The organism is Planctobacterium sp. R6 (genome assembly GCF_055755215.1).
Map to the genome: position 1 here is coordinate 1 of NZ_JBVTQY010000063.1, position 16,895 is coordinate 16,895.

16 protein-coding genes are annotated in these 16,895 nt (G+C 44.6%); 8 read left to right on the forward strand and 8 right to left on the reverse strand.

The window, feature by feature from the left end; genetic code table 11:
- Window positions 1-266 precede the first annotated feature (266 nt).
- A complete protein-coding gene (katG, locus tag AC0J20_RS22070) occupies window positions 267-2,525 on the reverse strand; it encodes a catalase/peroxidase HPI (RefSeq protein ID WP_473023393.1) in 2,259 nt (752 codons plus the stop codon).
- 243 nt (window positions 2,526-2,768) lie between these two features.
- On the opposite strand from katG, the gene AC0J20_RS22075 reads away from it, so the two are divergent.
- Window positions 2,769-3,644: a LysR substrate-binding domain-containing protein gene (locus AC0J20_RS22075; protein ID WP_229530784.1), complete on the forward strand. Its 876-nt coding sequence runs from the start codon at window positions 2,769-2,771 to the stop codon at window positions 3,642-3,644.
- Window positions 3,645-3,651: 7 nt separating this feature from the next.
- On the opposite strand, the gene AC0J20_RS22080 is transcribed toward AC0J20_RS22075, so the two are convergent.
- Both AC0J20_RS22080 and AC0J20_RS22085 read right to left on the reverse strand, forming a co-directional pair.
- On the reverse strand, window positions 3,652-4,125 hold the full coding sequence (locus tag AC0J20_RS22080) for a nuclear transport factor 2 family protein (protein ID WP_229530785.1): 474 nt from the start codon (window positions 4,123-4,125) through the stop codon (window positions 3,652-3,654).
- Between the two features lie 18 nt (window positions 4,126-4,143).
- The gene (locus AC0J20_RS22085; protein ID WP_229530786.1) at window positions 4,144-4,614 is read right to left on the reverse strand and encodes a DUF4442 domain-containing protein; all 471 of its coding nucleotides are present in this window, start codon (window positions 4,612-4,614) and stop codon (window positions 4,144-4,146) included.
- A 67-nt stretch (window positions 4,615-4,681) separates the two neighbouring features.
- Here AC0J20_RS22085 and AC0J20_RS22090 point away from each other — a divergent pair, with 67 nt between their 5' ends.
- On the forward strand, window positions 4,682-5,239 hold the full coding sequence (locus AC0J20_RS22090; protein WP_473023394.1) for a DUF6942 family protein: 558 nt from the start codon (window positions 4,682-4,684) through the stop codon (window positions 5,237-5,239).
- On the opposite strand, the gene tcdA is transcribed toward AC0J20_RS22090, so the two are convergent.
- Window positions 5,232-6,020 (reverse strand): tRNA cyclic N6-threonylcarbamoyladenosine(37) synthase TcdA, encoded by a 789-nt coding sequence (gene tcdA, locus AC0J20_RS22095; RefSeq protein WP_229530788.1) that lies wholly within the window; start codon window positions 6,018-6,020, stop codon window positions 5,232-5,234. The genes AC0J20_RS22090 and tcdA overlap by 8 nt on opposite strands.
- Window positions 6,021-6,147: 127 nt before the next feature.
- Between tcdA and lhgO the strand changes: the two genes are divergently transcribed.
- Complete coding sequence (gene lhgO / locus AC0J20_RS22100; RefSeq protein ID WP_473023395.1) at window positions 6,148-7,344, forward strand: L-2-hydroxyglutarate oxidase; 1,197 nt, start codon at window positions 6,148-6,150, stop codon at window positions 7,342-7,344.
- Between the two features lie 14 nt (window positions 7,345-7,358).
- On the opposite strand, the gene AC0J20_RS22105 is transcribed toward lhgO, so the two are convergent.
- Window positions 7,359-8,333, reverse strand: coding sequence for an ion channel (locus tag AC0J20_RS22105; protein WP_229530790.1), 975 nt, complete (start codon window positions 8,331-8,333; stop codon window positions 7,359-7,361).
- A gap of 163 nt (window positions 8,334-8,496) precedes the next feature.
- Here AC0J20_RS22105 and AC0J20_RS22110 point away from each other — a divergent pair, with 163 nt between their 5' ends.
- A complete protein-coding gene (locus tag AC0J20_RS22110) occupies window positions 8,497-9,453 on the forward strand; it encodes a glutathione S-transferase family protein (protein ID WP_473023396.1) in 957 nt (318 codons plus the stop codon).
- An 838-nt stretch (window positions 9,454-10,291) separates the two neighbouring features.
- On the opposite strand, the gene AC0J20_RS22115 is transcribed toward AC0J20_RS22110, so the two are convergent.
- Window positions 10,292-12,751: a TIR domain-containing protein gene (locus tag AC0J20_RS22115; RefSeq protein WP_473023397.1), complete on the reverse strand. Its 2,460-nt coding sequence runs from the start codon at window positions 12,749-12,751 to the stop codon at window positions 10,292-10,294.
- A 126-nt stretch (window positions 12,752-12,877) separates the two neighbouring features.
- Between AC0J20_RS22115 and AC0J20_RS22120 the strand changes: the two genes are divergently transcribed.
- The 4 genes from AC0J20_RS22120 (at window position 12,878) to AC0J20_RS22135 (ending at window position 15,748) form a co-directional block, all read left to right on the forward strand.
- Window positions 12,878-13,036, forward strand: coding sequence for a hypothetical protein (locus AC0J20_RS22120; protein WP_473023398.1), 159 nt, complete (start codon window positions 12,878-12,880; stop codon window positions 13,034-13,036).
- Between the two features lie 383 nt (window positions 13,037-13,419).
- Window positions 13,420-13,782, forward strand: coding sequence for a nucleoside triphosphate pyrophosphohydrolase family protein (locus tag AC0J20_RS22125; RefSeq protein WP_229526967.1), 363 nt, complete (start codon window positions 13,420-13,422; stop codon window positions 13,780-13,782).
- Window positions 13,783-13,799: 17 nt separating this feature from the next.
- On the forward strand, window positions 13,800-14,258 hold the full coding sequence (locus AC0J20_RS22130; protein WP_473023399.1) for a low molecular weight protein-tyrosine-phosphatase: 459 nt from the start codon (window positions 13,800-13,802) through the stop codon (window positions 14,256-14,258).
- 143 nt (window positions 14,259-14,401) lie between these two features.
- Window positions 14,402-15,748, forward strand: a complete 1,347-nt coding sequence (locus AC0J20_RS22135; RefSeq protein WP_473023400.1) for a class II 3-deoxy-7-phosphoheptulonate synthase — start codon at window positions 14,402-14,404, stop codon at window positions 15,746-15,748.
- A 5-nt stretch (window positions 15,749-15,753) separates the two neighbouring features.
- Here AC0J20_RS22135 and AC0J20_RS22140 read toward each other — a convergent pair whose 3' ends face one another.
- Window positions 15,754-16,185: a DUF1801 domain-containing protein gene (locus AC0J20_RS22140; protein WP_229526970.1), complete on the reverse strand. Its 432-nt coding sequence runs from the start codon at window positions 16,183-16,185 to the stop codon at window positions 15,754-15,756.
- A 150-nt stretch (window positions 16,186-16,335) separates the two neighbouring features.
- A complete protein-coding gene (locus tag AC0J20_RS22145) occupies window positions 16,336-16,833 on the reverse strand; it encodes a hypothetical protein (protein ID WP_473023401.1) in 498 nt (165 codons plus the stop codon).
- Between the last annotated feature and the right edge of the window lie 62 nt (window positions 16,834-16,895).

A 16,895-nucleotide genomic window follows, 5' to 3' on the forward strand; every position in this document is an offset into this window, starting at 1 on the left:
TGTGGAACTTAATCCGGAGAGCAAAAAAGAAGCAGCTTAACGGCTTAGGCGACAACTACCTTGAAAAACGCCGTTATCGTTGGCGTTCAGTAAGGATAGCAATCCGGTACTGGTGGGGCGTTATCGCGAAGCACTTCTGCAATTAAGAGAATCTGGGCAAATGCAACAAATCCAAGCCCGTTGGGGGATAAACTAAAATAGCGTTTGTATAAAAAAGCAGATCACATTGCTGTGATCTGCCGTCGTATTTACTCTACTTTTTGGTGTTACTTCAGATCAAACCGGTCTGCCTGCATGACCTTGACCCAGGCTTTTACAAAGTCATTCACAAAGCGCTCTTTACTGTTGTCAAACGCGTACACTTCTGCAACAGCACGCAGTTCTGAACTGGAACCAAATATCAGGTCAACCGGAGTAGCGGTATATTTAACTTCACCTGATTTTCGATCCACACCTTCGTAAACATGACCTTCGTCTGCTTTTCGCCATTGCGTGGACATATCCAGCAAGTTAACAAAAAAGTCATTGCTCAGAGTGCCAGGATTAGCGGTTAGTACGCCGTGTCGGCTGCCATCTGAATTGGCATCCAGTGCTCTTAATCCACCTACCAGCACTGTCATCTCTGGCACGGTCAGGGCTAACTGATCGGCTTTATCCACGAGTGCTTCAGTGGGGGATTTGTAGTAACCCGGCTCGTAATAATTGCGGAATCCATCGGCATGAGGCTCAAGGAACGAGAATGAATTCTCATCCGTTTGCGCCTGAGTGGCATCTCCACGACCGGGCACAAAAGGTACAGTCACCTTAAATCCGGCGTCATTTGCCGCTTTTTCGATTGCCGCGGCACCGCCTAATACAATCAGATCCGCCAGTGACACCTTGGTGCGTCTGCCATTAAATTCTTGTTGAATCTCCTGTAATTTACTCAGCACTTTCTGTACTTCGGCCGGGTAGTTAGCGGCCCAGTCTTTTTGAGGGGCCAGCGCGATTCTGGCACCATTGGCACCACCACGCATGTCGGAATCCCGGTAAGTTGATGCCGATGCCCAGGCAACTCTCACTAACTCTGAAACCGACAATCCGGCGTTGAGAATCTCTTTTTTCAGTTTCTTCACATCGCGCTCAGAAACCAGTTTGTAATCCGGTGCGCTGATGGGGTCCATCCAGAGATGTTCTCCTTGCGGAATCTCCGTACCCAGGAAGTTGGCTTTTGGTCCCATGTCACGGTGGGTTAGTTTGTACCAGGCTTTGGCAAACGCCAGTCGGTATTCTTCCGGGTTGGCACGAAAACGTTCTGCAATTTTGCGATACTCCGGATCGAATTTCAGGGCCAGGTCTGCAGTGGTCATCACCGGTGGGTTAAACTTACCCTTAATGTGAGCATCAGGAACTGATTTGTGTAAGGATTCGTCGGTGGGTACCCACTGAATGGCACCGGCAGGACTGCGGGTTTGTTTCCACTCAAACTTCAACAGGTTTTCCAGATACAATGAAGTCCAACGAGTAGGGGCTTGTGTCCATGCACCTTCCAGTCCACTGGTTACTGTATCTTCAGAATGTCCTTTACCACATTTGTTTTTCCAGCCGAAACCTTGTTCTTCAACAGGGGCAGCGCCAGGTTCAGCACCTACGCACTCAGATGCCTTGTGCGCACCGTGCATTTTACCGAAGGTGTGACCACCGGCGATCAATGCCAGGGTTTCTTCGTCATTCATAGCCATGCGGCCAAATGATTCTCTGATATGTTGCGCAGAACCTAGTGGATCGGGTTTGCCACCGGGACCTTCCGGGTTAACGTAAATAAGGCCCATATGAACGGCGGCCAGAGGCTTTTTCAACATGCCATCGGTGTCTCTTCGGTCACTGGCCAGCATCTCAACTTCCGGACCCCAGTAAACCATGTCTGGCTCCCAGTCGTCGTCGCGACCTGCGGCAAATCCGTAGGTTTTAAATCCCATGTTCTCCAGAGCAACATTGCCCGCCAGAACGATTAAATCACCCCAGGAAATGTGCTCGCCGTATTTCTGTTTTACTGGCCACAATAAGCGTCTGGCCTTATCCAGGTTGCCGTTGTCTGGCCAACTGTTTAATGGGTCAAACCGCTGCTGACCGCCGCCAGCACCACCGCGACCATCGTGAGTACGATAAGTCCCTGCTGCGTGCCATGTCATGCGGATAAAGAAAGGTCCATAGTTGCCCCAGTCTGCCGGCCACCAGTCTTGTGAGTCGGTCAATACCGCGTCGATATCCGCTTTTAATGCCGCCATATCCAGCTTGCTGAACGCCGCCTTGTAGTTGAAGTTATCGCCCAATGGATTAGAGCGCGCGTCGTGGTCTCTAAGGGCAGACAAATCCAGTTGGTCAGGCCACCAAAACAGATTTGATTTCGCCTGATTTGGCGCAACCTTGCCCATGCCAACCGCTCCACCGGGTTTACTGGACTCGGCAGCTAGCGCCGGCTGCGAAAAAGAAAGTGCGATGACAGTTGCCAACGCGGTATTTTTAAACAACCTGGACGTATTCATATACTATTCCTCATGTGGGTTTGACGACCAAGATTTCGTCGGGTCATTACAATTGTTTTCGAATAAGAAAGCTAAAAATTACATTGTCGTTTTTGATACCGATTTTGTTCGGGATAGGATCCACAAAACAAAATTAATATTAGGCATTTCCTATTGTTTTAAGCCTATCAATTAATTATTCTTCCGTAGAATCGTTTGTTTCTATGGAAATGATAGGTAATACCTTTTAATTATAGGAGTCTTATGAATATTAAGGATCTGCAGTATTTTTTAGCCGTTGCTGACCTGGAACATTTTGGTCAGGCTGCAGAACAATGCTACGTCAGTCAGCCAACATTAAGTGGACAGATTAAAAAACTGGAAGAGCAATTGGGGGTGGTACTGTTTGAACGTACCAATCGCAGAGTGATGCTGACTGAAACTGGTGCGCAGATTGCTGCCTATGCCAGACGCGTAATGAGTGAGATTGAATCTATTCAGGAAATTGCTGAAAGTTCCAGAGATCCGCTGGCCGGCAAATTCCGCCTTGGGGCTTTTCCCACCTTAGCCACTTATGTTTTTCCGGAAATCGTGACAAAAGTAAAAGCCGCGATGCCGAAATTGCGGCTTATTTTGATAGAAGATAAAACCCTGTATTTAATGGAAAAGTTACGCCACGGTGAGATTGATGCGGCCTTGTTGGCACTGCCGGTTCACGATGATTTTCTGACGTCTGAATTATTGTTTGAAGATGAATTTTGCCTGGCAGTGGCGCCGGATCACAAATTAGCCACCCGGGAAACCGTTGACCAAAAATGTCTGAAAAAGCACAAGTTGTTGCTGCTGGAAGAAGGGCATTGTTTACGCGACCAGTCACTGGAGATTTGTGAACGCCAGGGGCTTGCCGAAGAGCAGGACTTTCGAGCGACAGGATTAGAAACACTACGGCAAATGGTGAAAGCCGGTACCGGTATCACCTTTATGCCGAAAATTGCTGTACAGGAGAACGAGTCGGGCATTAAATACGTGCCATTTTCGCCCCCGGTACCTAAACGTGCAATTGGTCTGGTTTGGCGCAAAACATCCGCCCGCAAAGACGTGATGGAAAAACTGGTGGAAACCTTAAAAAATCCTCTGTGAACCTGTTTCAGGATTTCTGTTGTTCGCAATACTTGTGCAGGCTGGCGTTAGCCATAGTTGAGACTTTTTGGCGCAACATTGGTGTCCAGCCCAGCACCAAACCCACCGGCCCTAAGGCCATTTTGCTCCAGCGCCAGAAATTAAAACTGTCTACATGCTGGATTATTTTGCCATCTTCGAACAAAAAGCTGGCCTGAATTTTATTGTGCACACGTCTGCCGGTTCGGGAGAAATCATAACTGGCTTGCCAGTTGGCGGAGCCCGACATGCCATCGGCGGTCACATCTGAATACGTTAATTCAAAATTCTGGGCCTGTGAGCACAGCATGCGCCACATATTTGCGGCCATTTCGCCTTTTAAGTCAGGGAAGGCCGGATCACTAAACTCAATGTCCGGATGGTAACAAGCGGCCATGCCCTCGGCATCCAGCTTTTGAAAAGATTGATAGAAACTGTGAATGATTTGCTCGTTATTGTGCATATTGTTCCTCACCAAAAATTAAAAGCGGGCTCTGTCGTTGAGACGTTTTTTTATGTACAGCGTCTTTTTAATTGTACAGATCGTGTTTTGTTGTTCATCAACCACGTTTACTTCATAACAGGGCAGATATTTCTCACCTGCAGCCGTGTTTTGGTGGATGTCTTCAAGCATCTTATCAGTAATGTGAAACTCGGCAATAACTTTCCCGGTACCGGGTTTGACAAAATCTATTTCAGTACTTTTATCCCAAACGGTGTACTCTTTTCCCAGAATATTCATTAGCATGAGCATGTAATGGGGATCTGTCATGGAGAACAAACTGCCACCAAAATGTGTGTTAACCGCATTGCGGTTATACCAGCGCAGTGGCATAACAACACGACAATAACGCCAGTCCTGGCTGTATTCTTCTACTTTGACACCAGCACCAATATAAGGACCAAACAAATAGTTCAGCAAAAATTTGAGTTTACCAGGGGAGATTTTCATGCATTATTATTTCAACTTGTCCGACCAGTTTTTGATTATGCTAACTTTTTTTGTTTAAACAAGCGCAATGAACAAGATAAATGTAAAAAATTATGGACTGGGCGATGTTAACGCCATTTTCAGGGTTTATATCGGCAATATTCCCGACTATCAGGATGTCACTATGTTGGATACTGTCAGGGCATTGCACCCGGGAGAGATAAAAGCCATTGGTGATCAATGCGGTAATGGCTGGCGAAAAGTGTTCAACGTCTATGCCAAGCTGGTGTATGCCCTCAGGATGCAGCAACACATTCTCACGGATGACTTTGACAGCTGGCAAACATGGCGTGATAAACAGTTATTGCAAGCGCACTCTGACACTGTTTTACTGTTCTCTGCACCAGACCTGCGAACCATCAACCCTGCCCATATTCATATTGTTATGGGCAAAACCTGGGCCCGTGATTGCGGATTAAATGCCGGATTTACCTGGCTGAACCACGAGTTCGCTGTGCATTCAACGTTGCCGGTGGTGATATGTCCCTATTTTGATTATCGGCAGCTCAGCAATCAAAAGATTGTGTTTTTGTGCGAGCTGCTCGAACCAAGGATCAGAGACTGTTGTTCTGCCATGGTTATTTAACCAGTGGGAAATGCTTTTCAATGAGTTTATTCAGTACCCGGGAAGCCGTGATCAAACCAAAAGTGGCCGTAACGGTAACGGCAGCACCAAAGCCACCACTACAATCCAGCTTTACCCCACCAGTCATCTGTTTGGCATAGCTGACATTGCCCTGCGCATCCGGATAGCGCAGTTGTTCAGTGGAATAAACACATTCTACTGAAAAACGTCGTTTGGGATTTTGGCTAAACCCGTAGTAGCGGCGCAGGAAGGCGCGCAGTTTTGCGGCAAGGGGATCTTGTTTGGTTTTAGCCAGGTCACCAACGGTGATCTGCGTTGGGTCCACCTGACCACCGGCGCCTCCAACGGTAATAATTGGCATCTTCTGACGTTTACAATGATTAATCATCGCCGCTTTGGCTTTTACACTGTCAGTTGCATCCACCACGTAGGCAAAATCTTTAAGGTGTTCAGTTACATTTTTATCAGTGACAAAATCCATCACAGCCTGTACTTCACAGTCTGGATTGATCAGTTTGATGCGCTGGGCCATCACATCAACTTTGTTTTGTCCGACGGTAGTGCTCAACGCGTGAATTTGTCGGTTGGTATTGGTGACGCAAATGTCATCCAGGTCAATCAGGGTTAATTTGCCAATACCGCTTCTGGCCAGCGCCTCTGCTGTCCAGCTGCCCACGCCGCCAATACCTACAACACACACATGTGCCTGGCGTAAAAAAGCCAGTTGTTGCTGGCCATACAGGCGTTCGATACCGCCAAATCGCTGACTAAAAAGATCCATGATTACTGCACCGGAAAACAAAGAGGCGGTATTCTAACCAGTTATTACAGTTTTGCAAAAATCACTGTTGGCAATTAGCATAATCGTGGATATAACAGCGCCTGATGGCAGAGATAAAGGAAAGAGCTTGAGCGATTACGACATTATAGTAATTGGTGGAGGAATTGTAGGTGCCGCCAGTGCCTTAAAAATAAAACGCGAAAAACCGGGGTTATCGGTGCTGTTATTGGAAAAAGAGGCCGCTGCCGCGCAACATCAAACGGGCCGCAACTCGGGGGTAATTCATGCCGGGGTGTATTACGCGCCCGATAGCCTGAAAGCCAAATATTGTCGTGAAGGATTGCAGCGGACTATCGCCTGGTGTCAACAATATGATTTACCCTATCAGCAATGTGGCAAGTTAATTGTCGCAACAGACGAGCGAGAGGAAGCCCGTCTGCAGCAACTGTATTTGCGTTGTCAGCAAAATCAGTTGCAACCTGAATTATTAAGCGCTGCGCAATTACGCGCCAAAGCCCCGGCGATTTCCGGGTGTGCTGCCATGTTCATTCAACAAACCGGGATAACCGATTATAAGCGGCTCACCGCCCACTTTTTAGCACAATTTGAACAGCTTGGCGGCAAAGTGCGATTTAACACTCAGGTTGACCAACTTGAAGAAAATGAGCACAAGGTGAGGGTGGTTTGTAAGTCAGCGCAATTTTCCGCAGCGCAGCTATTAAATTGCGCCGGTGTTTATTCTGACGAACTGATTAGACAGTTAAAACCCGATATCGACTGGCGCATAATCCCGTTTAAAGGCGAGTATTTTCGATTACCGGAAAGATATAACCGGATTGTTGATCACCTCATTTATCCGGTTCCCGATCCGCAACTGCCGTTTTTAGGTGTACATCTGACGCTGATGATCGGAGGATATGTTACGGTTGGGCCGAACGCCGTATTGGCGTTGGGGAAAGAAGCCTACGGCAAGACTGAATTACAGTTTCATCAGTTCGTTGATATGTTGTGTTATTCCGGGTTCAGAAAGGTGGTTAAGAACAACTGGCGCTCTGGTATGGAAGAGTTCAGGAACTCGCTGAATAAGCGTGGCTACCTGAAACTGGTGCAAAAGTATTGTCCGCAAATTCAGTTGCAGGATTTATTGCCTTATCCCGCCGGGATTCGGGCACAGGCCGTCTCTGACAACGGTGAACTGATTCATGACTTTCGCTTTGCTGAAACGGCCCGAAGCCTGCACGTAGGCAATGCCCCTTCACCTGCGGCAACCTCGGCGTTACCCATTGCGGATGCCATTTACAGTAAGTTAGCCGATAAATTGTAGCGCACAATAAATGCTTAGCGTGTCATGCGTTTAACAAAAACCACTACAAACAAGGCAATGGTAAAACTGCCGATGAAGGCTTCCAGGGCAGCGAAAAAGCGCGTTATGCCGAATGGGGTTATGTCACCATAACCCAGTGTGGTAAAGGTCACTACACTGTAATACAGCGCCATAAAAAATGTGGTGATATTGCTGCTCAGTGATGCGGAAAAGTCCAGTTGCAGTCGTTCTTCGCCGTGGTTAACGCCAAAGATAAAATACATAATGGCGCTCATAAAAATTAAAAACATAGAAAACACCACGGTATTTTCTGGTTTTTCGCCATAACCGCATAGCTTATCTACCAGCATGGAGAATATCCATTTAAACGACCATGGCGTGAGCTGGAAGCGGCGCATAATTAATTCTTTGTAACCAAACTGACCAGCAAGCTGGAACAAACCCTGATCTTCTGCCCGTTTTCGCAGATTGCGATAGATTTCTTCTGATTGCTCAAAATTGTCTTCTGCGGCTTCTTTATCGTGTTCTTTGCGCTTTTTTAGCGCAATGCGCTCCTGTAACAATCTGTCGCCAATATTAATATTGTCTATGCGCGCACCTTCCAGCTTGGTGCCTAACAAATTACTGCCTTCTAAATCAGCGCAGTGCAGGTTGGCTTCGCTTAGATTGGCTTTCATCAGGGAGCCATTGCGCAGCGCTAAATTAAACAAGTGTGCGCCTTTTAGGTTAGCCCGATAAAGATCGCATTCGGACAGGTCGAATCCGTGTTTGGAACTGCGGTTAACCAGGTTGATGCCGGCAAGATTGACACGTTTTAGTTTCAGGCCCTTGGAGGTACCGCCACGTCGAATATGTGCTTCCAGTCGCTCCGCCAGATTCATGCCGCTTTTGTCAACGTGAGGGTCATGCCAAAAACAAAAGCCAGAACCTAAATCATTTTCGGTGCAGGACTCTCCACATTGTGATTGATATTTACATTTATCGCTCATGAATCAGCATTGGTGTTTTTGTTTTCTTTAAGTGTAGCAGTAATTACTTAATTCAAGCAGCGACAATTTTCTAAAAAATAGAACGAAATAGCGAAAAACTTGCACTTTTTAAAACATTTATGAAGTGTTTGAATGAAGTCACACAATCAGGACAGGAAAGACAATGGGTTTATTAGTAGAAGGTAAGTGGCAAGATCAATGGTATGACACCAAAAAAAGTGGAGGCAAGTTTCAACGTCAGGATTCGCTGTTCACCCACAAAATTGGCGTCGACAGCGAATTTAAGCCGGAAAGCGGCCGTTATCACCTCTACGTGAGCCTGGCTTGTCCCTGGGCACACCGCACCTTAATTTTGCGTAAGCTCAAGCAGTTAGAAGAGCATATTTCAGTATCAGTGGTACATCCGGACATGCTGGACCAGGGATGGCAATTTGCAACGGTAAACAATGGTTTCGTTGCCGCCACTGAAGATCATTTATATGGCTCACAATACATGCATCAAATTTATACCCGTGCAAAACCTGACATTACAACCCGGGTTACAGTACCAGTTTTATGGGATAAGCAAACACAGCAAATCGTCAACAATGAATCTGCGCAAATTGTACGCATTTTAAATTCGGCATTTAACGATTTAACCGGCAATCAGGATGACTACTACCCGCAAGCCCTTCAGGCTGGTATTGATGATATCAACGAGTTTGTTTATCACAATATAAACAATGGCGTGTACAAAGCCGGCTTTGCAACAACCCAGGACGCATACAGTGAAGCGGTGCAAGCGCTGTTTTCAGCGTTGCATAAAGTGGAAGCGATACTGGCGGAACGCCGCTATCTGACCGGCGATTCCATTACCGAAGCTGACTGGCGCTTGTTTACCACTTTGGTGCGGTTTGACGCAGTTTACGTAGGGCATTTTAAATGTAATTTGAGACGTATTGAAGATTACCCCCATATGTCGAATTACCTCAGAGAGTTGTATCAGTATCCGGGCATTAAAGACACGGTTAACATGGCGCACATCAAACGCCATTATTATTTCAGCCACACCATGATTAATCCCACTCAGGTAATACCCGATGGTCCTGAGCTAAACCTGGACGGTACCTGGACAAGGTAATAAATTCTTGAAGATTAAGGGCGGATTCCCAAACACTGCTTGTGAGGTTAATGAGGTCGTTGACCTCACAAAACTACAAGTATTTGTTGTTTTGGCTATTTGCATTCTCAGGTTGGATTTAATTATTAAGTGCTTACGTCGCTGTTTAGTGCAAAAGTTGGTAAGTCCGTAACGAGCGAGGCGTGGCCGTTAGCAGATCAGCGATTGCTATAGTTGCTTGTTTAAGAAAACAGATACTCAATTTCTTAAATTTAAATAATTTATTTAAGCGAATCTGACCCTGTCGTTCTGATGGCGATCCCCATGAATCTGGCGACTTTTCATAATTCGCTGGACTTACACAAAAGTGCTCTGATGTGATTTTTTCTTAGGGGAGAGCCCCTAAAACCCCCTCTTGCCCCGGCGCGAGAAAACATAAGTCGCAAGTGAAGAATCAGAAAGACCGAAGTCGCAAGTGAAGAATCAGAAAGACCGACAATGATGGCACGTCCCTGCGCCAGCATTGCCTGAGACACTATCCCTGATGCCCCTCTTTCAGGTTTCTACTTCACTTTCGCCTTATCTCGCAAAGGGGCAGGAAATATATGGACTTTGAACTTTGAAACAGTAGGGCGTTTGAATAAGAGTAACAACTAGTGCTGTGATTCGGCTAATGACCGAATGTTTAAGATAGCTGTAACTCACCTTGTACTTCTCCACTGACTGCTAACAAGCCATAGCAGCCGTTCACTGGACAATATTCATCAGGCCGCTTCAGACAATCAGCAGACGTTCGATGCCCCAAAAACTGTTGCATCCTCGCTGCGTCCGAGTGTTTTTTTATTTATTCGAGCTCTTTTTACAAGGTTGATAGCCTGTTAATAAATCTTTCTAGTGCTTCTTTACGAACACCCCGCAATTCTGTTCTTGCCAGTGATATAGCACTTTCGGAATCGCCTGACATCGCGATGTAGGTTGCTTTATATCTAATATAACTTCTATATGTTTGAGAGTTTTTTGATTCTTGAGTATCAAGAAGATCAATCGCCCGCTTGAGTCTATCGGTACTTTTAAACTGAATGGCCAAATCTGCCAAGGTCAAGATAGGGTAAGTAACGTCTGGAAACCTAGCAATTGTTTCTTCAAGGAGCTCGTACGCACCTTCAATATCATGATCGAAATGTGCAAGTATCTTAGCTCGAGCACTGCTATACATTTCTTGTGCCCTATCTGAAGGATCCGACTCTAGTCTTCCTACGATTTCTTCTATTAAAGATCTGTCTGCTTGATTTTTATCTTTCTGAAATATACACGAAAGATAATTATTTGCATTTATAGGATTGTTTGGAGCCCGGTTGTATATCTGCTTTGCTAACTCATAAGCTAGTTCATGGTCATCGCTTTGCATATAGATCAGAACCAATTCACTTTTAGCTCTAAAATCGTTAGGTCGCTTTTGCAAAACTCGGTTGTAATTATTAATTGCTTTTTCCTGATTGCCCTGAATTCGATAGTAAAATCCGTGTAAGAATAAACTTTCAGGCTCTGAAACTAGCTTCACCACACCAAAAAAGTCAGGATCTCTGAGGCGAGCAAGAGCTTGGCACTTCAAAAAGTAAATGTGCGCGAGAACATTTTCGTGTAGATACGCTGATTTAAGCAAGACTCTATCTGAAAGCCTTATTACTTCCTTATAACTAGCCGCCCCACCTTTTTTATATATAGCTCTAATTGTCTTGATGAAATAAGAGGGAACCAATAATCTATCTGGAATATTTACACCAGAAACTAACGCTTCTTGTATAGAGAAAATGTAATCAGAAATATCTCTATTATCATCCGACTCACTATTGATAAAATCTTTTACATGTTCTTTTAGCTTATCTGTGAACTCTGTAGGAATTCCAAAACGACTTCGATCAACATAATCCTTAATAACCTCGTTGACCCTAACATAGTCACTGGATGCTCCTAATCGTTCACAGACTGAACTCAATAAAAAATCACTTAATATAGGGAAGTAAATTTCCTCACTTACTACTTCGAATAAAAAATCAAAACTTATGAACTCAAACTTGGACAAAAAATAAAGAAAGTTAAGTGATTTCTGGTCATCTTTTAACGATTCGACTACTAATTTAGCCTTATCAGTGGCGTATTCCTGAATAAGGTGTGAGCTCCTTTTAGCTTCGAACACACTGGTTTCAGCAATCATATCTACAGCAAAAATCACCTGCTCAGGATAGCCGGTAAGAATATCTGAAAAAAAACTGAGGTCGTCACGAGATAAATCTAAACCTCTATACTTTGAGTATCGCGATAACAATCCATTGCGTTCGAACCTTTCTAGCTCAGGAACTTCCTCCATATAAAAAGCCGGTATTCTATACCTTAGAGATCTATTTGCTCTAAATTTACTTGATATGCAAAATGTTAAGTGCTCTCTGTCTGTTATTTTATTAATAATATTCACAAACCAATCAACTATCTCTCCATCGAACTGAATAATTGAACCTCTATCCTCTATTAATACACGCTCTCTTTCAGCCACAATACAATTAACAAGTGTTGATGCGATATGGATTTTTTCTTCCAATCTGGTTTCCAGTAAATCTTCTGTTTTTATTTGATCTGTAAAACCAAGGTCATTAATCTTTAGAATAAAATCCTCAATGCTATCGCTTTCATCCATTGATACTTGAGGGAATTCGTATGAATCTCTAATAACGTTTGCTTTTTTAAGAGAATGTTTAATGAAAGACTTTCGTCCTATGGAGTTAAGTCCTGATGCAATAAATACTAGAGGAGGTTCAATATCGTAATCATCAAACCTTTCTTCAACATGTTGAATTTTTTCATTTCTCCCAACAAATATTTTTTCCCTATCTCTTAAGGTGGGATGATTCTTCCAAGTTAGCTCGCGTATTCTCGAATTTACCTTTCGCGCAGCAACTTTTGGTTGACGTATATGCTGTATGTTAAATCCTTCTTTCATCCATTGAGGTATTCTTTTATCTGCGAATGTTATGCCTTCATCTATTATTATTGGGTATATTCTATCAATCTTCCCTGAATCAACCTTTTCCTTTGCCATAGAAAGCTCATCTTTCACCCACTTTGACTCTAAAGCCGACTCAGATATAAAAATTACAAAAATAGAGGTTTCATCTAGTCCATTTATTATTTCTTCGCTAGGCGACATGCCGGCTTCGAAAGTGTCCTCGTCATAGATTGTCGCACCTTTTCTCAGTAATTCTTTCACAATTCTTACATAGCGGTCTTTATCGCTAGAACTATGAGATAAAAAGCATTTAATCATTTATTTTCCTTTAAATTTTATCTTTCTTTTCGGGGAGATCGGAGTACACCAACTTATTATATGACGCTTTATAGTAACACTGCTTTCTTTTGAAAAAACAGATCATATGTTAACAGAGGAAAGAAAATGGATGTCCGCTTTACGTACACAGTAGCCGTTAAAGTCATGCAAACTCAACGACAGCTAATGGCACAAATCGGCCCTTTAACACTCACCAATCGAACGTCTGCAAAACGGGTAATAGTAGTCAGTCAACCACAATTATTGACGGTCTGGTGGTGGTAATCAGAGCCCCAAAAAAAGTCTTTTCCAGCCAACCGATGTTTTGAACGGTAGGGCCGTAAACAGGCTTTGCAACTACCGAATGCAAATAGCTGTTCTTTTTTACTCTGGGTTGGTTTAACCAAGCTAGACGGTGTTCGCAACTGGCTTGGGTCAATGTGGCGTCACCGCATAGCCTGACTTGCGCACACAGCGGGAAACACAATGGTAATAGGACGTATCTTCAAGGCCGATTTGTGCCTTCCTGGCTTTTCCCATTTGAACTCTTCCTGAGTTTGCTTATTGGGTTTCCTGTTTTGCATAATCTCGGGGATTTGGAAACTGTAACCAAGTGCAGTTATGATGGCTGTCCAGATAAGTAAGTGACATAAGAAAAGGACAGGTTAATGACGATTTCACATTCCGATATGGTTAAAGTATTGGCTAAGCCCGGTGAGCAAATTGCGACTGAGATCTCCGGGGAGGATGCACATCTTATGCACATGGCGATTGGTATCAGTGGCGAGGCAGGGGAGTTACTGGATGCTATTAAAAAACAGGTGATCTATCGCAAAGAACTGGATTTGGAAAATGTGATCGAAGAACTGGGCGATCTGGAGTTTTACATGGAAGGCTTGCGTCAGGGGCTGGGCATCACGCGTCAGCAATGTCTTCAGGCCAACATTGATAAGTTGGGTACCCGTTATCAGAACTTTCAGTATAGCAACGAAAAAGCACAGGCCAGGGCAGACAAGCCTGAAGGGCAATAACAGTATCCGGAGTGAAAATGAAAAAAGTACTTTTTGTTTGCCTGGGTAACATTTGTCGTTCACCCACGGCTGAAGCGGTTTTTAAGAAAATGGCGAAAGAGGCTGGCTTAAAGGTGGAAATTGATTCTGCAGGTACTATTGCCACTCATACCGGTGAAGCGCCGGACAGTCGCAGTATGGAACATGGCAAAAAACGAGGATATAGCTTTCACGGGCAGTTTTCCAGAAAGGTAAAACAATCGGATTTTCAGTACTTTGACCACATTTTTGCGATGGACAAGAGTAATTTGAGAGATTTGTTGGCCCAGTGTCCGCAAGAATTTCAGCATAAGGTGGAACTGTTTTTAACGTTAAGTGGTGATCCAGAGCAAGAAGTACCGGACCCTTACTATGGGGGTGATGCGGGTTTTGAACGTGTTTTAGATCTGGTTGAGAATGCATCAACCGCTTTGATAACTCAGTTAAAAAGTGCCTGAATCGCGTTGTTAGATAGAGATTTTAATTCTTTAACTAAAATAATCTAATAAGTCTCGAATTTTAGGAGGTTATCTCTTGAATCGGGCATTTATTCATGTTTTAGTTTGCTTCCTTTTTAATAGTAGAACAGGTAGTAATTCCAGTGAAACAGTGGCAGCCAGATACATGGCGTGAATTTCCAATTTTGCAACAACCCCATTATGAAGATGCAGCGAAGCTCGCTCAGGTTGAATCTGAGTTAAAACGATTTCCGCCGCTGGTGTTTGCAGAGGAAACTCGTCATTTGTTTAGTGAGCTGGCTAACATTTCGCAGGGCAATGGCTTTTTGCTGCAAGGCGGTGATTGTGCAGAGTCATTTGATGAGTTTAATGCGCCTAAAATCCGCGATACCTTCAAAGTGATTCTGCAAATGGCCATTGTGCTAACGTTTGCCGGTCGCTGTCATGTCACCAAAGTAGCGCGTATGGCGGGGCAATATGCAAAGCCACGCTCAGCTGATCTGGAAACCAGAGACGGGGTTTCTTTACCCAGTTATCGCGGTGATATTATCAACAGCTTTCCATTTACACCGGAAGCCCGAATTCCTGATCCGCGTCGCATGATCGATGCTTATCATCGCTCTGCCTCAACCCTTAACCTTTTACGTGCTTTTGCTCAGGGCGGTTTGGCAGATTTGCACAAGGTAAACAAATGGAATATGGCGTTTGTTGAGAATAATCCGTTGAAAGATCGTTATCTCGATATGTCACACCGGATTCAGGACACCCTGTCATTTATGGAAGTGATAGGTCTGAATTCAGATAACACCGCATCATTACGGGAAACGTCTTTATATACCTCTCACGAAGCTTTGCTACTGAACTATGAACAGGCTTTGACCCGTGTAGATACCTTAACTGACAAGTGGTACAACTGTTCGGCACACATGTTGTGGATTGGTGAGCGCACCAGACAGCTGGATCACGCGCATGTTGAGTTTTTCCGTGGAATTCACAACCCTATCGGTGTAAAAGTCGGGCCAGGTATGCAGGGTGATGAACTGATTGAACTCATTGATGCGTTAAATCCGGAGAACACCCCGGGTCGCTTAACCCTGATCACCCGTATGGGCGCCGATAATCTGGAGCAGAAGCTACCGGCACTGTTACGCCGGGTTAAGGCGGAAGGTCGTCATGTGGTGTGGAGTTCAGACCCGATGCACGGCAACACCAAGAATTCTTCCAGCGGTTATAAGACCCGTAACTTTGATGATATTTTACGGGAGATTCAGCAATTCTTTGCCGCACATGATGCCGAGGGAACTCACGCCGGGGGTATCCATCTGGAAATGACCGGACAGCACGTCACCGAATGTACCGGTGGTGCGTATCAGATCAGCGATGCTGATTTGGCGGAATGCTATAAAACTCAGTGCGATCCGCGTTTAAATGCCGACCAGGTATTGGAATTGGCCTTCCTGGTATCGGACAACTTACGCAAATCCGTTTAATACTGTCAGGTCGGAGAGGGGATGCAATCATATCTGGATTGCATTATCTCTACCGACTTGCTCACCATGTTAGCCAATACCTCCAAATCAATATTTTTGAGTGGACCAAGGTAAAGGCATGACTTGCCCAGTTTGTATTTGCCTAATTGTGCTAACTCTGAATCAAACGCCTCAAAACCCGGCATGATATACACCACAGTATTTTGAGCTCTGGGGGCAAATCCGGTCACAAACCAATCGCCGCTGTGACCGGAATCATACTCGTAATGGTACTGACCAAAACCAATCATGGTACCGGCCAACCAGGCCGAATAACCTGACGCCTTTGCCATGATTGGCAACAACAGTCGGGCATCATTTTCCCGGTTTTTATTTTTAAGGCTGCTCAGGTAGTTGTCTATGTCGGTATGCATGGTATTGATGGCCAAAAATGACAAATTTCTCTTATTGTAGTAATCAGTTTGTAAGCGGACAAATTAAAAAAACGACAAACTATTTATACCAGCCTGGGGGAGGGACAGGAAAGGGAATGTAAAAATAAACACCGCCAACTAGGCTGGCGGTGTTTGTTAGACTTTGAAAGAGCGTTATTGCGGGAAACTGAATCTGTCCATAAAAATATCCCGTTGTTCATTCCAGTCCGCTTCATAAACAATCGCTACATTATTGTCCGGTAGCACCAGAGCACTGAATCCCAACTGGATACCTCCGCTATACAACAATGTTGAAGTTACCAGGGTATTGTTTTCTATCTGCAACTCATACAGGGAGTCATGAAAGTTGCCAATAATCCGGGAAGTGCCATTCACAGAGAGTACATCTAAATCCTGAATGTACTCAGAGGTGGTGGCCACCGTCTGTAAAGACATCAAATCTGCGCCTTGTTGAATGACCCATGTCCTCTGGTAATTTTCATCAAGTCTGGAATAAGAAACGGTCAGATTCTGCAACGATTCGGTAATGCTCAAGTGTCCGTGCCCACCCGCGGCGTTATTGAGCCTGATAACTGTATCAGCGTGCAGGAAATCAAACGTTTTTATCAGGTAAATATCGTCTGAGATACCGGTCAGACCGGCGTTTTTCAAGGTAGTTGTCGCCTAAGCCGTTAAGCTGCTTCTTTTTTGCTCTCCGGATTAAGTTCCACAAC

Excerpts from the sequence above, each read along its gene's own strand:
- katG (WP_473023393.1), bottom strand. The coding sequence starts at position 2,525 with ATGAATACGTCCAGGTTGTTTAAAAATACCGCGTTGGCAACTGTCATC.
- AC0J20_RS22075 (WP_229530784.1), top strand. The coding sequence starts at position 2,769 with ATGAATATTAAGGATCTGCAGTATTTTTTAGCCGTTGCTGACCTGGAA.
- AC0J20_RS22080 (WP_229530785.1), bottom strand. The coding sequence starts at position 4,125 with ATGCACAATAACGAGCAAATCATTCACAGTTTCTATCAATCTTTTCAA.
- AC0J20_RS22085 (WP_229530786.1), bottom strand. The coding sequence starts at position 4,614 with ATGAAAATCTCCCCTGGTAAACTCAAATTTTTGCTGAACTATTTGTTT.
- AC0J20_RS22090 (WP_473023394.1), top strand. The coding sequence starts at position 4,682 with ATGAACAAGATAAATGTAAAAAATTATGGACTGGGCGATGTTAACGCC.
- tcdA (WP_229530788.1), bottom strand. The coding sequence starts at position 6,020 with ATGGATCTTTTTAGTCAGCGATTTGGCGGTATCGAACGCCTGTATGGC.
- AC0J20_RS22105 (WP_229530790.1), bottom strand. The coding sequence starts at position 8,333 with ATGAGCGATAAATGTAAATATCAATCACAATGTGGAGAGTCCTGCACC.
- AC0J20_RS22110 (WP_473023396.1), top strand. The coding sequence starts at position 8,497 with ATGGGTTTATTAGTAGAAGGTAAGTGGCAAGATCAATGGTATGACACC.
- AC0J20_RS22115 (WP_473023397.1), bottom strand. The coding sequence starts at position 12,751 with ATGATTAAATGCTTTTTATCTCATAGTTCTAGCGATAAAGACCGCTAT.
- AC0J20_RS22120 (WP_473023398.1), top strand. The coding sequence starts at position 12,878 with ATGGATGTCCGCTTTACGTACACAGTAGCCGTTAAAGTCATGCAAACT.
- AC0J20_RS22125 (WP_229526967.1), top strand. The coding sequence starts at position 13,420 with ATGACGATTTCACATTCCGATATGGTTAAAGTATTGGCTAAGCCCGGT.
- AC0J20_RS22130 (WP_473023399.1), top strand. The coding sequence starts at position 13,800 with ATGAAAAAAGTACTTTTTGTTTGCCTGGGTAACATTTGTCGTTCACCC.